The sequence below is a fragment of the Rhizobium mesoamericanum STM3625 genome, from assembly GCF_000312665.1.
Taxonomy (GTDB): Bacteria; Pseudomonadota; Alphaproteobacteria; order Rhizobiales; family Rhizobiaceae; genus Rhizobium; species Rhizobium mesoamericanum.
This window is the reverse complement of the sequence record NZ_HF536773.1, coordinates 1,521,708-1,537,669: the sequence shown is the minus strand read 5'-3', so window position 1 is coordinate 1,537,669 and position 15,962 is coordinate 1,521,708. Positions and strand designations below refer to the sequence as shown.

General features: G+C 60.7%; 13 protein-coding genes. 7 read left to right on the top strand and 6 right to left on the bottom strand.

Annotated elements, in window-relative coordinates; translation table 11 throughout:
- Window positions 1–18: 18 nt before the first annotated feature.
- The 3 genes from BN77_RS27395 to BN77_RS27385 are packed head-to-tail and all read right to left on the bottom strand — an operon-like array spanning window position 19 to window position 3,722.
- Window positions 19–1,218: an amidohydrolase family protein gene (locus tag BN77_RS27395; protein ID WP_007538333.1), complete on the bottom strand. Its 1,200-nt coding sequence runs from the start codon at window positions 1,216–1,218 to the stop codon at window positions 19–21.
- Between the two features lie 18 nt (window positions 1,219–1,236).
- A complete protein-coding gene (locus BN77_RS27390) occupies window positions 1,237–2,274 on the bottom strand; it encodes a questin oxidase family protein (protein ID WP_007538331.1) in 1,038 nt (345 codons plus the stop codon).
- On the bottom strand, window positions 2,271–3,722 hold the full coding sequence (locus BN77_RS27385; protein ID WP_007538329.1) for an NAD(P)-binding domain-containing protein: 1,452 nt from the start codon (window positions 3,720–3,722) through the stop codon (window positions 2,271–2,273). Before BN77_RS27385 ends, BN77_RS27390 begins: the two co-directional genes overlap by 4 nt.
- A gap of 219 nt (window positions 3,723–3,941) precedes the next feature.
- Here BN77_RS27385 and BN77_RS27380 point away from each other — a divergent pair, with 219 nt between their 5' ends.
- The 3 genes from BN77_RS27380 (at window position 3,942) to BN77_RS27370 (ending at window position 7,145) form a co-directional block, all read left to right on the top strand.
- On the top strand, window positions 3,942–5,228 hold the full coding sequence (locus BN77_RS27380) for an ABC transporter substrate-binding protein (RefSeq protein WP_007538326.1): 1,287 nt from the start codon (window positions 3,942–3,944) through the stop codon (window positions 5,226–5,228).
- 160 nt (window positions 5,229–5,388) lie between these two features.
- Complete coding sequence (locus tag BN77_RS27375; RefSeq protein ID WP_007538324.1) at window positions 5,389–6,330, top strand: carbohydrate ABC transporter permease; 942 nt, start codon at window positions 5,389–5,391, stop codon at window positions 6,328–6,330.
- Window positions 6,327–7,145, top strand: a complete 819-nt coding sequence (locus BN77_RS27370) for a carbohydrate ABC transporter permease (RefSeq protein ID WP_007538322.1) — start codon at window positions 6,327–6,329, stop codon at window positions 7,143–7,145. Before BN77_RS27375 ends, BN77_RS27370 begins: the two co-directional genes overlap by 4 nt.
- 76 nt (window positions 7,146–7,221) lie before the next feature.
- Here the strand turns inward: BN77_RS27370 and BN77_RS27365 are convergent, their stop codons facing one another.
- Window positions 7,222–8,370, bottom strand: a complete 1,149-nt coding sequence (locus tag BN77_RS27365; RefSeq protein ID WP_007538320.1) for an ABC transporter ATP-binding protein — start codon at window positions 8,368–8,370, stop codon at window positions 7,222–7,224.
- Between the two features lie 45 nt (window positions 8,371–8,415).
- Window positions 8,416–9,201, bottom strand: coding sequence for an SDR family NAD(P)-dependent oxidoreductase (locus tag BN77_RS27360; protein ID WP_040678853.1), 786 nt, complete (start codon window positions 9,199–9,201; stop codon window positions 8,416–8,418).
- Between the two features lie 159 nt (window positions 9,202–9,360).
- Here BN77_RS27360 and BN77_RS27355 point away from each other — a divergent pair, with 159 nt between their 5' ends.
- The 4 genes from BN77_RS27355 (at window position 9,361) to BN77_RS27340 (ending at window position 14,212) form a co-directional block, all read left to right on the top strand.
- Complete coding sequence (locus BN77_RS27355) at window positions 9,361–10,212, top strand: DeoR/GlpR family DNA-binding transcription regulator (protein WP_007538316.1); 852 nt, start codon at window positions 9,361–9,363, stop codon at window positions 10,210–10,212.
- A gap of 67 nt (window positions 10,213–10,279) precedes the next feature.
- The gene (locus tag BN77_RS27350; protein ID WP_007538314.1) at window positions 10,280–11,080 is read left to right on the top strand and encodes a BtpA/SgcQ family protein; all 801 of its coding nucleotides are present in this window, start codon (window positions 10,280–10,282) and stop codon (window positions 11,078–11,080) included.
- A gap of 10 nt (window positions 11,081–11,090) precedes the next feature.
- Window positions 11,091–12,572 carry an FGGY-family carbohydrate kinase gene (locus tag BN77_RS27345; RefSeq protein ID WP_007538312.1) on the top strand — a complete coding sequence of 494 codons (1,482 nt, stop codon included), beginning with the start codon at window positions 11,091–11,093 and terminating at the stop codon, window positions 12,570–12,572.
- Between the two features lie 71 nt (window positions 12,573–12,643).
- On the top strand, window positions 12,644–14,212 hold the full coding sequence (locus BN77_RS27340; RefSeq protein WP_040678851.1) for a gamma-glutamyltransferase family protein: 1,569 nt from the start codon (window positions 12,644–12,646) through the stop codon (window positions 14,210–14,212).
- 148 nt (window positions 14,213–14,360) lie between these two features.
- Here the strand turns inward: BN77_RS27340 and BN77_RS27335 are convergent, their stop codons facing one another.
- Window positions 14,361–15,857, bottom strand: coding sequence for a mechanosensitive ion channel family protein (locus BN77_RS27335; protein WP_040678850.1), 1,497 nt, complete (start codon window positions 15,855–15,857; stop codon window positions 14,361–14,363).
- Window positions 15,858–15,962: the final 105 nt, after the last annotated feature.

Sequence of the window (15,962 nt, the reverse complement as noted above, 5' to 3'; positions counted from 1 at the left end):
GCCATGCATTGACGGAAATTAGGCGATCAGGCGACCGCCACGGGCGATGATGGTGCCGCTGCGGAAGACGGTGCGATCGATGGGACGGGCAGCGACGGCCTCTGGCAGCGACGCGACAGGCAGGATGATAAAATCGGCGGGTGAACCGGCCTGGAGCGGCCCGACAGGCCGGCCGAGGATCTCGGCCGGCGCCTGCGTCGCAAGGCGGAAGGCTGCAGCCAGGTCCTCATCCGAACGGAAATCCTGGCGATCGCAGAGAATGCCGACGCGCTCGAGCATGTCGCCATTGCCGAAAGGCGACCATGCGTCGCGGATATTGTCGTTGGCGCAAAAGAGCCGGACGCCGGCGGCGGCAAGCCGCTTGACCGGCGGCATGGGCACGGGTCCCGGGGCGCTGGTCATGATCGACACGCCCGACCTGGCGAGTGCCGAGGCAGTACTGCCGAAATCGGCATCTTCCAACTCGCCGAGGCAAAAGGCGTGGCTGACGACCACCTTGCCTTCGAGCCCCAGCGCGACCGTGCGGTCGGCGATCTGTCGAAGCTCGAAGGCGCCGAGTGCACCGCCGTCATGCAGATGAATATCGAGCCCAACACCATATTTGTCGGCGACGGCGAAGATCGTATCGAGATGGCCGGTTACGTCGTTGTCGATGCCCGCGGGATCCAGGCCGCCGACGAGATCGGCGCCGGCTGCGATTGCCGCATCGAGCAGCTCCGCGGTGCCGGGATCGCGCAACACGCCGGATTGCGGGAAGGCAACCGTCTGGATATCGATGAGATGACCATGGCTCTGCTTCAATGAAAGCACCGCCTCGAGGCCTTTCAGGCCAACTTCGGTATCGATATCGACATGGCTACGCACGGCAAGCGTGCCGTAGGCGGCGAGCCTTTCCAAAAGGGCACCACCGCGGGCTTCGATCGGCAGAGCCACTGTGCGCCGCAGGGATTTCTCCGCTTCGATGCGCATTGCGACCGTATCACCCGGCATATGTGGGATGAAGGGCAAGCCTATCAGCGTCTTGTCGAGATGAATATGACCGTCGACGAACGGAAGGCTGAGCAGGCCGCCGGCGGCATCGAAACGTGGCACTGCAGCAGGGCCGATGCCGGCCGCTGCATTAGGACCGATCGCGGCGATCCGGTCATTCTCAAGGATGAGCGAAACGATCTCGCCGGCTTCGGTCCTGGCGTTTTCGACTACGAGGCTCGGCGTCATCAATTCTTCCCTCATCCCCTATGCAATCAGCCCGACCCTGCGTGCCGCGACGACGCGATAGAGCGGATCCTTCCACACCTCTTCCTCCTGTAGAGCGGAAAAGACAAGGCTGACATCGTGTTCGTCGTCCGATGCAATCGCCGCGCGTTTGATCTCCCTCCAGACGGGCGCTGGCCGGCTGCGCATTTCTTCCAGCGCCTCGACGGTGGGGAGTGTTGGAAAACCGATCTTCGGCACCAGCGAGGCAATCACCTGCCAGAAGGCACGATAGAGGGGCTCGGCATTATCCAGGTGCGAAGAAACGAGGCGCAGCCAATGCATGCCGGTGACGGAATGGAGCGCGGAGAAATCCATGGTTCCGGCGAAGAGGGCAAGCGAGGTCGCGGCCATTCGGCGCGGGGTATCGGCGCTGAAAGCCAGGCGGTCGATGACAGGGCGGAAGCCCGGAAGTGTGGCGACGGCGCGGATATTGTGCCAGAGCAGATCGGTTTCGGGCTCGTAGCTGCGAATGCCTTCGATGTTGCCTACATCGGCAAGTACGGTTCCCGGATCATCCGTATCCGGAGCGGCGCCGGTCGCGGGTGGAAGCGACAGATAGCAGGCTGCCCAATAACCGAGCGCTGTGCCAACCTCCTGGTCGTCCTTCTTGAGGACACCATAGGCAAGGCGCATGAGCGGATGCATGGCGCTGCCGGCAAGACCGCTCGTCATGGCGGGCAGATAGGTACGGATAACGGCATCGATGCCGAGACGACGGGTTTCGCCGATGAAGAAGGCACGGTAATCTGCCTCGCGCGCGCGATCGCCAAGCGCCTCAGCCCAGGACGTCCTGATAATCGGCGAAACCGGCGGCGGCATCGGCGGAAGCTTGTTGCTTTCTCGATACTGCTCGTACCACTGTTCCAACCGTTCCGGCGAGGCGCCGAGGCGGTCAAGCGCGACCAGCACCATCGGAACGTGGTTGGCGAGCAGATAGGGAAATTCGACGCTGTCCTCGCGTGCCCGCGAAAGGATGGTCTCCAATCCGGAAAATTGAACAGCGGCAGCCCTTCTCATGCCAAAACCTCCCTTGATGTCATGACGTCCTCGTCTATGCCAGGATCGAAATGCGGCTCGTCATAGGCGGCCAATGCTTCAAGATACCGGTTGGAGTCCTCCATGAACAGCGCTTTCACCAAGGCGCCGACGATGCGCGGCACGCCGTATTTGAGACCGGTGACGCCGTTGCTGATCGGACCAAGGCTCGCCAGCGCGCCGGCATTGAACATATGGATGCGCGAGACCCAGCCGGCTTCGGCATGTCTCGGCATTAGTTCGAAACCGGGGCCGAGATAGGGATGGCCGGCAAGCATCGCATTCTCTTCTCCCTGCGGCGGATGGAACCGGTCCTTCCAAAGCGCAGTGGCCTCGATGAGGCCGACAAGCTCCGGCCTGAGCGCGAAATTGATCTCGTAACCGGTGCCCAGCAGGAGGTGATCTGCGTGGAAGATGCCATTTGCGGTCGTCAGCCTGATCTTGCCGCCGTCCATCGAGAGTTCGCGGACCCCACAGCCTAGCTGCATGTTAAAACTAGGGTGTCGGCGGGCTCTGTCATACTGTTCCTGTGTCGGCGGCACCTTGAAATTGCAGTAGAGATTTGCGAAGCGCCAGCGCTCCACATCCGACAGGTCGGCGAAATGGCCGAGGAAACCGGGAAAGTTGGTCCATGCGAGAACCTCCGTACGCGGCAAATCGGCGCTACGAGCAAACATGGTCACCTCTCGGGCTCCGGTCTCCAGGGCCGCCACCGCCCAGTCGAAGCTCGACGTGCCGCCGCCAAGGATCGCGACATCTCTGCCGCCGAGAAAATCGATAGAGATCGGCTCATTGCTATGCGTCCAGGCGGATTTCGGCAGCGCCTTGACCATCGCGGGTATACGGGGGCCGCCGCAACCGTCGATGCCGGTCGCCATCACCAGGTGGCGACAGGTGATCGTGCGGCTGGTGCCGTCACCCTTTGTCAGCGTGAGAGCAAGTCCGCCCTCCGCCGGATCTATCGACGAAAGCATAGTGCTGTTTTCGACGTCGATGCCGACAGTCCTTCGAAACCAGATAAGATACGCCATCCAATCCCGGCGGCTGATCTTGTCCAGCGCGCCCCAAGCGTCGGCGCCATTCAGTGCCTCGTACCAGGAGCGCAGCGTCAGGCTCGGGATGCCGAGGTCAGGGCCTGAGAGGTACTTCGGCGAACGCAGGTTCTGCATGCGGGCACAGGTGATCCAGGGACCTTCGCGGCCCTCTTCGCTCTGATCAATCACATGAACAGACCTGATGCCGCGCCGCTTCAGGGCGAAGGCGACTGATAGGCCGGAGAGGCCGGCGCCACAGATGACGACGGAATGGAGATCGTGGCGGTCTTCGTCAACTAGCTTCGGCCAGTCGGCGCAGAGCGCTTCCACGCGCGCCATTTCATCATGGGCGCGACGTTCCAGCTCTCTCAAGCGCTCGTCCGACGTTATCTTCATGAATGTGCAGCTCGTGCGCGTTGGACAGGGTAGTATAGGCGCGCAGGGAATGATCAACTCCCTGCCATTTTTTAAGCAACGCGCACAAAATATGGACATTGATGCGCGAATATGTTCTAATTTGTGATTTTTAATGTTTACGATTTTTTGTCAAGTGCGCTTGAGTGCGATTTTGTTTGATGTATATTGCCCCAAGCCAATGAAAAAAGGGGAGCAAACATGAAATCGCTCAGCAGTCTCACACGGAAATTGGCGATCGCGGGTTTCGTCTCGGTCGCATTTGTGAGCTCCGCCATCGGCGCTGACAAGAAATACGAAGGCATTACGCTTACGCTTGCCTCCCAGAACGATCAGTTCGCCGCGGTTCTGGCTGCCATCGCCCCCAAATTCACCGAGGAGACGGGCGCCACCGTCAAGGTCGATATTCTCGACTACGGCTCGTTGCTGACCAAGACGACGACGGATTTCGTCGGTGGCACCGGCGGCTACGATCTCGTGACGATGGATATAGTCTGGGCGGGCCAATATGCCGAAAACAAATACACCGTCGACCTCACCGACTGGATGAAACGCGACGCCGCCGAACTGAAGCTCGACGACATCTATCCGACGCTTCTCAACGCGCTTGGCCATTGGGGCGACAAGCAGGTCGCCTTTCCCTTTGCCGGCTATGCCAATGTGCTTGCCTATCGCAAAGATCTCTTCGACGCCGCCGGCCTGAAGGCGCCGACGACGATGGAGGAACTGGTGGAGGACGCCTACAAGCTGACCGACCCCAGCAAGAATATCTACGGTTTCGTCGCCAACGGCCAGAAAGGCCCGGCGGTCGCACAGGACTGGATGCAGTACAACACCGAGATGGGCGGTGCGATTCTCGGCTCCGACGGCAAGCCGGCACTGAATTCGGAAGCCAATATCAAGAGCCTGACCGTCTACAAGGATCTCTTCATGAAAGCGGCACCTCCCGGCGCCGTTAATTATGACTGGGGCGGACGCGAGGAAAGCTTCCGCCAGGGCATTGCCGCGAGCATGCAGACATGGTCGGTCGGCGCGCCCGGCTACTATGATCCTGCGATTTCCAAGATCGTTGACAAGGTGGCGATCACAACGGCGCCGCGTGGCGCCGGCCTGCCGAAGCTCTACGGCATTGGCGGCTGGGGTATGGCGATCAACGCCGGCATCAAGGACACGCAGAAGGAAGCCGCATGGGCCTTCATCAAGTGGCTGGTCAGCCCGCCAGTGCACAAGGAATTCAATATGATGGGCGCCGGCAGCTTCCTGCGCAAGAGCGAGATGACCGATCCCGACCTGCTAAAGAAGTTCCCCTTCCTGCCTGTCATCGCCGAGACATTCGAGCATGGCGACGGCGAATATCGTCCGCGCATCCCGCAATATCCGGAGATTCAGGACCTGCTCGGCACAGCCGTGAACGATGTGCTCGTCGGCAATGCCGATCCCAAGAAGGCGCTCGACGCCGCCCAGGAAGCCGCTGCGAAGCTCTTCTGACAACGGTTGACAAAACAACTCCTCCCCTGAGGCCGTGCCTATGTCGCGGCCTCGCCGTTTCCGGACATTGATCCGATGCGCCTCAGGCCTCATGATCGGGGGCGAGCCGCCGGCTCGATCCCGGTAGCGCGTATCGAACCAGGAACCTGATGGACATGACGTGACCCTATCCCTCACTTCCGCGCTGAAGCCCTCTCCGGCCTTGAGCGTTTCCTATCTCGAACGCAGGCGGCTGTTCTTCGCCCTGATGACACTGCCGGCTATCATTTACGTGCTCGTCATCGGCGTTTGGCCGCTGGCGCAGGGTATCTGGTTCAGCCTTTACGAATACAATCTGCTGAAGCCAGGGCGAACGCATTTCGTCGGGCTCGGCAATTATGTCGATCTTCTCTCGGATACTGTGACGCGCGGGGCTTTCGTCAATACCGTCGTCTTCACCTTGAGCGCCGTGACCGTCGAACTGCTGCTCGGCTTTGCCATTGCGCTGGCGCTCTGGCGCGACGACCGCTTCAACCGGATCTGCCTGGCATTGATCCTGATTCCGGTGACAATCACGCCGCTTGTGGTCGGGCTGGTTTTCCGGGCGCTGCTGCTCGCCGACTACGGGCTCATCGGCTATTATCTCGCCGAGTTCGGGATTTCCGATCCGCGGGGCCTTTTCGCCAATCCGAGCTCGGCGCTGGCGACCCTTATTTTCGTCGATATCTGGGAATGGACGCCGCTGGTGGCGCTAATCCTGCTTGCGGGCCTGAAGGCACTGCCGGGCGATATTCTCGAGGCATCGGAAGTGGATGGAGCAACGGCGCTACAGCGTCTGAGGATCATCATCATTCCGCTCATGCTGCCTTCGATCCTTCTGGCGCTGACGCTGCGCACCATCGATGCCTTCCGGGTCTTTGACAGCGTCTACGTGACGACCGGCGGGGGACCGGGCAATGCAACCAACACGCTGATGCTGCATGCAGTGAAGCAGGGACTGGAATTCTTCAATATCGGCCGCGCCTCGGCGATATCAAACCTGACGCTGATCTGCATCGCCGTGATCGCGGCGGGCTTCATCCTGTTGATCCGCAGGGCGGACAGAAAGGCGAACGGGCGATGAGCATACGCACCCTCCGCCGCATCGGCGAGCGCGGCTTCATCCTTGTCATGCTCGCCTTTTTCCTGCTGCCCTTCCTGTGGTTGGCATCGACCGCCTACAAGCCGTCACGCGACATCTTCTCCATCCCGCCGAGACTGACTTTCGTGCCGACCTTCGAGCAGTTTACGACGGTATTCCGCCTGTTCGACGTCTGGAGTCTCGTGTCTTCGAGCCTACTGATCGCCTGCGGTTCCGTAGTCCTGTCGCTGCTGCTCGGCGTGCCGGCGGGCTATGCGCTGGCGCGTTCGACCAGCCGCTACGCTATTGCCGTTGCCTATTTCTTCATGGCGATCCGCATGGTGCCGGCCGTGGCAGCACTGATCCCCTTCTATCTGATGATGCGCGACATCGGGCTGCTCGGCAGCTGGATCGCAGTCGTCCTCATCAACGCGATGCTGAACTCGGCCTTCGTCACCTGGATGATGTTTTCCTATTTCCGCAGCTTGCCGAAGGAGCTGGAAGAAGCGGCGCTGACGGATGGATGCACGCTGTTCGGCTCGTTCTGGCGTGTGGCACTGCCGGCGGTTCGCTCGGGGGTGGTGGCCTCCACCCTTTTCTGTCTGATGTTTTCCTGGAACGACTTCCTCTATCCTATGTTCCTCACCCGGCTCGATTCCAAACCGATCTCGGTGGCGCTGCTTTCAGCCTATGGAACGAAGGACATCACCTGGGGCACGCTCGGCGCACTGGCGCATTTCTCGACGATCCCGATCGTACTGATCGTTCTCTTTCTCAACCGCTATTTCGTGCAAGGCCTGACGAAGGGCATTCATTAAATCCAAAATGACAGCAGCATGACATCGTGCGAAAGCCGACCGCAGGTGTCAATCATGCTCCAAAGAAGCAACGCGCTCAGGCGCGCATCGCCACTTCAGTCGTGGCATCGAAAACGTGGATGCGGGCGGGGTTGGCGGCAAGCGACAAGCGCTCGCCGATCTTCACGCGGCTGGTGCCGTCAATGATGACGCGCAGGCGCGGCGCGGACAGTGTCACCTCATCCTCCTCGGCCGAGAGCGACTTCAACCGGTCGGCAGCCTCGACATCGACGTGGACGAGCAGGTTGGCGCCGAGATCCTCGACGAAGGCAACAGTCCCGGCCAAGCCGCCGGTATCGACCGGTTGGAAAGCTTCCGGACGGATGCCGAGCACCACGGCGCGGCCGGCGGCGGAGGCGATGCGCGGCCGCTCGGCGAGCACCTCGCCCGTGAAAAGAATGGAGGACTGGCCGAAGCGTGCCTCGGGGCCGCTCTCCGTCGCGAAGAGCTCGGCTGCCAGCAGGTTCATCGCCGGCGAGCCCATGAAGCTTGCGACGAAGAGATTGGCCGGCTGATCATAGAGGCTACGCGGCGTGCCGAGCTGCTGCAGGACACCGCTCTTCATGACGGCGACGCGATCACCCATGGTCATGGCCTCGACCTGGTCGTGGGTGACATAGACCGTGGTAATGCCCGACATCTTTTGCATGCGGGCGATTTCGGCGCGCATTTGGCCGCGCAGGCGAGCATCGAGATTGGAAAGCGGCTCATCCATCAGGAATGCCTGAGGGCTGCGGGCGAGCGCCCGGCCCATGGCGACACGCTGGCGTTGGCCGCCGGAGAGTTGAGCAGGCTTGCGGGCGAGATAGTCCTCGAGCTCCAGGAGCTTCGCTGTCTCTTGCACCTTGACGGCGATTTCGGCCTTGTCGAGGCCGCGCACGCGAAGGCCGAAGCCGATATTCTCGGCGACCGTCAGATGCGGATAAAGCGCGTAGGACTGGAAGACCATGGCGATATCGCGATCGCGCGGGGCAAGATCGTTGACAACGGTGCCGTTGATCGTCAAGCGGCCATCGGTGATTTCTTCGAGGCCGGCGATCATGCGCAGCGCCGTCGACTTGCCGCAGCCGGAGGGACCGACAAGGACCAGGAATTCGCCGTCGCGGATGGTCATGTTCAGATTGCGGATCGCCGCATAATTACCGCCGTAGCTCTTGCTGATCTGGTCGAAGACGATTTCAGCCATGCTCTTTCCTTGCTGAACAGAAGGTCGTTACGGATCCTGGACGGGTCAGGTCGTGTAGACGCCGCCGGTGACGTTGACCCCCTGCCCGGTCATGAAGCGGGCAGAATTCGAGCAGAGGAAAACGACCACATCGGCCACATCCTCAGGCGTTTCCAGCCGGCCGAGCGGCGTTTGCGCGATATAATCCGCAACGACGCGTTCGGGCGTGACGCCGCGCAGGCTTGCCTCCCAGGCGATCTCGCGCTCCTGCATGCCGGTCTTGACGAAACCTGGGCAGACGGCATTGACGCGGATGCCCGAAACCGCAAGCTCGCGGGCGAGCGCCTGCGTCCACCCGAGCACGGCAAACTTGCTAGCGGAATAATGAGCCAGCAGCGGCGCGCCGATCTTTGCCGCAAGGGAGGCCGTGTTGACGATGACGCCGGTGCCTGCGCTCGTAAAACGGCGGGCGGCAATCTGATTGGTCAGGAAGATGCCGCGAATATTGACATCGAAATTATAGTCCCACTCCTCGTCGGTCAGCTCCAATGCATGCTGCATGGTGGACACACCGGCATTGGCGCAGAGGATATCGTACCCCCCCATCTTCTCCGCCACTTCGGAAAATGTCGCCTCGACGGAAGCGCGCTTGCGAACGTCGATCGCATGCGCGGTGGTGCCTTTGCCGATCTCGGCAGCCGTCCGTTCGGCGGCAGCCAGGTTAATGTCGCAGATCGCCACCTGGACCGCCTGGCGGGAGAGCGCAGTCGCGATCGCACGCCCTATCCCCGTAGCCCCGCCGGTTACGATCGCACGCTTGCCGGATAGTTCTGGAAAGCTCGGAGATTGCATGCCGCCCTCATAGAATAGAAACATCACCGATCATATAACAACAAAACCATACACAACAAGGGAAATTTATGTTTGAATTTGTTCGAGTCATTCGATACATAGTAAGCAACAATCAGACAATCGTAGCCACGAGCTGCGGCGGGAGGATGAGAACGTATCATGGGCGCGGAACAGAAGATGGCCCCCGCAGCGGAAAAACCGAAGGTTCTGGCCCAGGTGCGGCATGCGCGCATCCTGGAGACACTGGCGCGCAAGGGCGCGGTTTCCGTCAGCGATGTCGCCTCCCAGCTTGCTGTATCCGAAATGACTATCCGCCGCGACCTGATTGAACTGGAAAAGGAGGGCAGGCTGGTGCGCACGCATGGCGGCGCGGTGCGTAGCGGCAACGCCTTCGAGGCGATCGCTAGCGAAACGGTCGATCGCGAGGAACCGACATTCGAATCCAGGCTGACGCGCAATGCCGCCTCGAAGCGGACAATCGCGATGGCGGCGGCAGGCGTTGCTGCCGGCGCGCGCACTCTGGCGCTCGACGTTGGCACCACCACCTATCTGCTGTCCGGCCTGTTGCTCAACCAGCCGCATACGAAGATCTTCACCAACAGCGTGCGCAACGCTATGCAGCTGGGCACCGGCTTCGGCGAGGTCTACCTGCCCGGCGGGCGCATGCGCGGCGAAGAAATGGCCATCAGCAGTCAATCGGCCGTCTCGCAATTTGAGGAGCTCTGGTTCGACATCGCCTTCGTCGGCGTGTCCGGGATCACGGCGCAAGGAATCTATGACTATTCCTTCGAGGACACCGATATGAAGCGGGTCTATCTGCGCCGCGCGACGCAGAAGGTGGTGCTTTGCGACTCCACCAAGTTCAAGCGCATGTCGCTTGTGCATATCGCGCCGCTACAGCAATTCGACATGCTGATAACCGATGCCATGCCACCGGCCGACCTTGCCGATGCGCTCGCCGCCGCCGGTGTCGAGTTGCGAATAGCGCCCGAGGAGCAGCCGCTGCTTTGATTTCGCCTTTCCTGTATCCGTTCCGGCGGAAGCCCCTCCATTTGATTTCGCTTCAGGGAGTTCTCACATGGTCTTCGACTTTTTCGGTGCAAAGAAGAAGGCGGTCATCGCGATGGCGCACATCGGTGCCCTGCCCGGCTCGCCTGCCTACGACGCCGCCGGCGGGCTGACCAAGCTCGTTGACGACGTGCTTTGCGATATCGAGAAGCTGCAAGCGGGCGGCGTCGACGCCGTCATGTTCGGTAACGAGAACGACCGGCCTTACGTTTTTCAAGCGCCGCTGGAAGGACTGGCGGCGATGACCTCGATCGTTGAGCGGGTGAAGCCGCATCTGACGATCCCGTTCGGCGTCAACTATCTCTGGGATCCCTCGGCAAGCGTTGCGATCGGCGCGGTGACGGGTGCGAGCTTCGTTCGCGAGATATTCACCGGCGTCTTCGCCTCCGACATGGGCATTTGGCAGCCGGATTGCGCTAGGGCGTCGCGGCTGCGGCACAGTCTCGGCCGCGACGAGATGAAAATGCTCTTCAACATCAACGCGGAATTTGCACATTCGCTGGACCAGCGCCCGATTGAACTCAGGGCAAAGAGCGCCGTATTCTCGTCGCTCGCCGACGCCATCCTGGTTTCGGGGCCGCTGACCGGACAGGCAGTCGATCAATCGGACCTGAGGCGCGTCTGCGAGACCGTCAAGGATGTCCCTGTCTTTGCCAATACCGGAGTCAACAAGGACAATGTGCGCGACATATTGAGCGTTGCCAGCGGGGTCATCATCGGCACGCACTTCAAGGTGGACGGTAATACGTGGAACCCCGTCGACAGCGACCGGGTAATGCGCTTCATGGAGATCGTCGAGACGCTGCGCTGAAGGAACCGCCATGTCCATCACGCTCGGCCTCGATATCGGCACCACCTCCACCATCGGCATCCTGATCGAGCTGCCGAACCGCGTGCTCGGGCTCAGCTCTCGGCCTTCGACACTTCATTCGCCGCGGCATGCCTGGGCCGAGGAAGACCCGGCGCAATGGTGGGCGAATGTCTGCGAGATTGCCAAGGAACTGATTGCAACGAGCGGGATCGAGCCCGGACAAATTTCGGCCGTCGGCGTGACCGGAATGCTGCCGGCCGTCGTGCTGCTTGATGACGCCGGCCGGGTGCTGCGGCCCAGCATCCAGCAGAGCGACGGGCGTTGCGGCGAGGAGGTCGAGGAACTTAAGGCCGAGTGGGATGAGGCGGATTTTCTCGCCAAAGCGGGGAACGGTATCAACCAGCAGTTGGTGACAGCAAAACTGCGCTGGATCGCCCGACACGAGCCGGAGACCTTCGGTCGCATTGCCTCGGTTATGGGGTCTTATGATTTCATCAACTGGAAACTGACCGGCAAAAGGGCGATTGAACAAAACTGGGCGCTGGAAGCAGGCTTCGTCGATATTAATACCGGCAATCTTGACGACGAGCTGATCGGCCTCGCTAGAATTCGGCGGGATGCCATTCCCGGGAAGGTGGTGTCGCATGAGGTGCTTGGTGATGTGACAGACGAAGCCGCCAAGGCGACGGGGCTTGCAGTTGGAACGCCTGTCATCGGCGGGGCAGCCGACATGATCGCGTCAGCTTTCGGCGCGGGCATCAACAAGGCGGGCGACGTGCTGCTGAAATTCGGGGGTGCCGTCGATATTCTGACGGCGACTGATATCGTGCGGCCAGACCCTCGCATGTTCCTTGACTATCACTTAGTGCCAGGGCTCTTTATGCCGAACGGCTGCATGTCGACCGGCGGGTCGGGGCTGAACTGGTTCATCAGCACCTTTGCGGGACGCGAGGAGATCGCTGCAAAGGCAGAAGGAATATCCGTGTATCGCTATCTCGACCGGCTGGCCGCGGCATGCGCGCCCGGTGCGGACGGGATAACGATCCTGCCTTACTTCCTCGGTGAGAAGACACCGATTCACGATGCCAGCGCGCGCGGACTGATCGAAGGACTGACGCTTTCGCATCATATCGGCCATCTCTGGCGAGCGATGCTGGAAGCCTATGCCTATGCGCTGCGCCATCATGTCGACGTGCTGAACGATATCGGTCACCCGACGACACGTTTCATGGTCTCTGACGGAGGATCGCAGAGCCGGATCTGGATGCAGATCGTTTCCGACGTGCTGCAGCAGCCACTACAAGGTCTGACTGGCCATCCGGGCTCCTGCCTCGGTGTTGCCTGGGCAGCCGCGATCGGCGCTGGACTGACCGAAGACTGGTCCGGTGTAACCGCCTTTGTCGGGCGGGGTGAAAGGATCGTGCCCAATCCCGAGAATGCGGCGGTTTATAACGGGGGCTATCGGACCTATCGTGCGCTCTACAGACCATAGACCCACCGGAATTTAAGACGATGATACAGGCAGACGAGGATCCGAGGAGGCAGGCGACCGGACGCGGCGGCATGGTAACAAGTCCGCATGCGCTGGCGAGTGAGGCGGGTGCGGCGATCCTGCGGGCCGGCGGCAATGCGCTTGAGGCCGCGATTGCCATCGGCAGCACGATTGCAGTTGTCTATCCGCATTTCTGCGGACTTGGCGGCGATTCTGTCTGGCTCGTTGCCGATCGTAGCGGACGGAAGACATGTTTTCTTGGCATTGGGCAGGCGGCGCGGAAATTGCCTAATTTCGACGAGAGCATCCCGCTGCGCGGACCGCTTTCGGCGCTGACCTCGGCGTGCGCCGTTGACGCCTGGCGGCACGCGCATGACTATTCCGCGCGGCACTGGGGCGGAAGGATTGATTTTGCTGCCTTGCTTGCTGATGCGATCCGCCATGCGAAAGAGGGCTTTCCGATCACACGCTCGCAGAGTTTCTGGCTTGCCTTCCGGCAGGCGGAGGCCGCCAATTGGCCGGGTTTTGCCGCGCTCTTCATGCCCGGTGGCACAGCGCCGGAAACAGGCAGTCTGTTCCGGCAGGAAAACTTGGCGTGGTCGCTGTCGCTAATTGGCCGTGATGGACCACGTTCCTTCTACAGGGGCGAACTCGGCGCGAGGATCGCGGCGGGACTGCAGGCTGCGGGTTCTCCCCTGACCAGCGACGACCTTGAAGCGACCCGAACGCGCGAGGTGGCGCCCGTCAGTCTCTCCTATCGCGGATTCGAGCTGCTCGCGCCGCCGCCGCCAACACAGGGTTTGTCGACGCTGGCGATCATGGGGATTCTCGCCCACTTCGATTTTGCCCCCCATCAGGCCGGCAGCGCCGACCACCTGCATCTCTGCGTAGAAGCGGTCAAACGCGCCTTTCTCGACCGTGGCGGCATTGCCGATCCCGATGTCGTGCCGCAGCCGGTGGCGGAATGGCTGAGCGCACATCATCTTGCGCAGGCGGCGGCCTCCATCGATCCCGCGCGGGCACTCGCGTGGCCGGCACCCTATCGCAGCGGCGATACCGTGTTCTTCGCCGCAACCGATGCTGAGGGCGGCAGCGTCAGCGTCTTGCAGAGCACCTATTTCGACTGGGGCAGCGGCGTGGTCGTCGGCGATACGGGCATTCTGTGGCAGAACCGCGGGGCGGCCTTTTCGCCCGATCCCACGCATGTCAATGGCATCGCACCCGGCAAACGTCCTTTCTATACCTTGAATCCAGGTCTTGGCCTGCGCAGCGGCAGGCCGGCTTTACTCTACGGCACACAGGGCGCCGACGGGCAGCCGCAGACGCTTGCGATGCTGTTGACCCGGCTGATCGACTTCGGTGAGGAACCGGCAGTAGCGTTGGCCGGGCCACGCTTTCTGCTTGGAAAGACCTTTTCCGACAGCAGCGACAGTCTGAAGTTGGAAAGCGATACCGGCGAAGTGGTTTTTGCCGAACTAGCCGCAAGAGGCCATGCGGTGTCGCCTATCGAGGCGAAGAGTCCGCTTGCGGGGATGGCAGGGGCCATCGTCATCGACGGGGACGGCCTGGCGACGGGTGCGCATGACCCACGGGGCGATGGATTGGCGATCGGAATCACTTTCGGCGACATTGATCGATGAAGAACAAGATTTTTCTGAGGACAGATCTCTGGATGAACCATGAGGCTAGGACCCATGCGACAAATCCTGGCATTGCTAAAGCGGGTCCAAACTTCGCGAGTGCTAAACGGCTTCGTAGGCGCTGTTTGCCTTGAATGCGCCTAGCATACTATGAGGACAGGTGAAAGAACTGTCGAATTCGAACTGACAGTGCTGACGGGTGTGCCCCCGTTTCCGGGTTTCCATTCCGATGTAATGCCTCCTCGGCTTTGGTCCTTGCGGAAAGCAGCAGGCCTAGCTCTTCGGCGATCGCGGGTCGTTCTCGCAGAACGGCGGCAAGGCGCTGCTTGGGAATCTCGTAGATGACAACGGGCGTTAGGGCTCGAACGTCAGCGATCTCAAGCGCTCCGAGGAGCACGCCGCGTTCACCGAAGAAGTCACCGGGAGCAAGCCTGGCGAGTTCGATATAAGTTCCTTCGTCTGTCTCTTCCAACGCCACGACTCCGCTTCGGACAATCATTAGGGATGTCAACGCGGTCTCCCGATGGGCGATGATTTCCCCTTTTCGAAACGGCAGACGAATCATGTTCGAAGCGATGTCTTCCTTTTCGGAGTCTGTGAGGCCGGCAAAAAGAGAAATGGATTCCATAAGGCGCACTGCGGTCGTTGGAGGTTTCGGCCGGTGCTCGTTGTTGACCGCTCCGTCGATCGAGACTTGGATCGCTCCCTCGGTCCCAGACATCTGCAGTCCAGACGCCTCTACGTGCCGATACACGAGATCGAAGAGTTCATTGCGCGCGTTTCCTACCCTGGTAACGTCGCTGACGTGAAATCCCAGCTCGAATTCTACTGCATCCTTGTCCAGACCGCTGATTGTCACTGACGGTGCGGGCGTCTTGAGGATGGCGTTGCTGCTGAGCAATACCTTTTCCATCGCGTCCAGCATCGCGCTTGGCGGCCTGGTTGGGGCTAGGCGAACCTTGAGAGTTGCGCCGTGGCTGGCATCCGGGCCGCTTACATTGGTGATACGGCTCTTCGCAAGAACGCTATTAGGTACGACAATGAGATCGTTGGTTGAGCTTAGAAGCTGTGTCGAACGCCAGTTCGTCTCGACCACCCTGCCCTGAACGTTGTCGTCGAGCTGGATCCAATCGCCCACTGACAGCGGACGGCCGAGGTTGAGCGCGATGCCCGAGAACACATCATTGAGAGTGCTCTGCAGCGCAAGGCCGAGGACGATCGCAAACACGCCCGATGTGGCGATAATCGTGCCGACCGGAAGCCTGAAAACGTAAGCGACCACACACAGCGCTGCACTGACATAAATCAATGCTACCACGAGATCCTGGAGCAGCCTTCCCTCGCGAGGCTTCCGTTCGATAATCAAGAACATCCGAACAGAGCTGGCAAGTACCATGGCTCCTCCGAGCCACCAGATCGTCTTCAGCAGACCGTGGCTGATGACATCTGAGACGTCGAACGATCCGTCTTCGAGCAAATATGGGGGTATGCCATGATAAAACAGCAGCGCTGTCAGGGCGGCGAAGAACAGGATGTTCGCGATCAAGCGCCCCAGATCACTGTCCGGGAGCAGAACTCTCGCAGCCGCACGAAAAACGACGAGCGCTAAGAACTGTGCGAGTGGATCAACGAGTACGTCGCTCAAAAATGCCCACCAAAAAAAGAACTTCAAGGAGGTACACTCTACCTGTGATCCTTCGGCCGTCTAGGATCTTTCGGCTACGCATGTAAGCCTGAGTCAGCGAAGGAA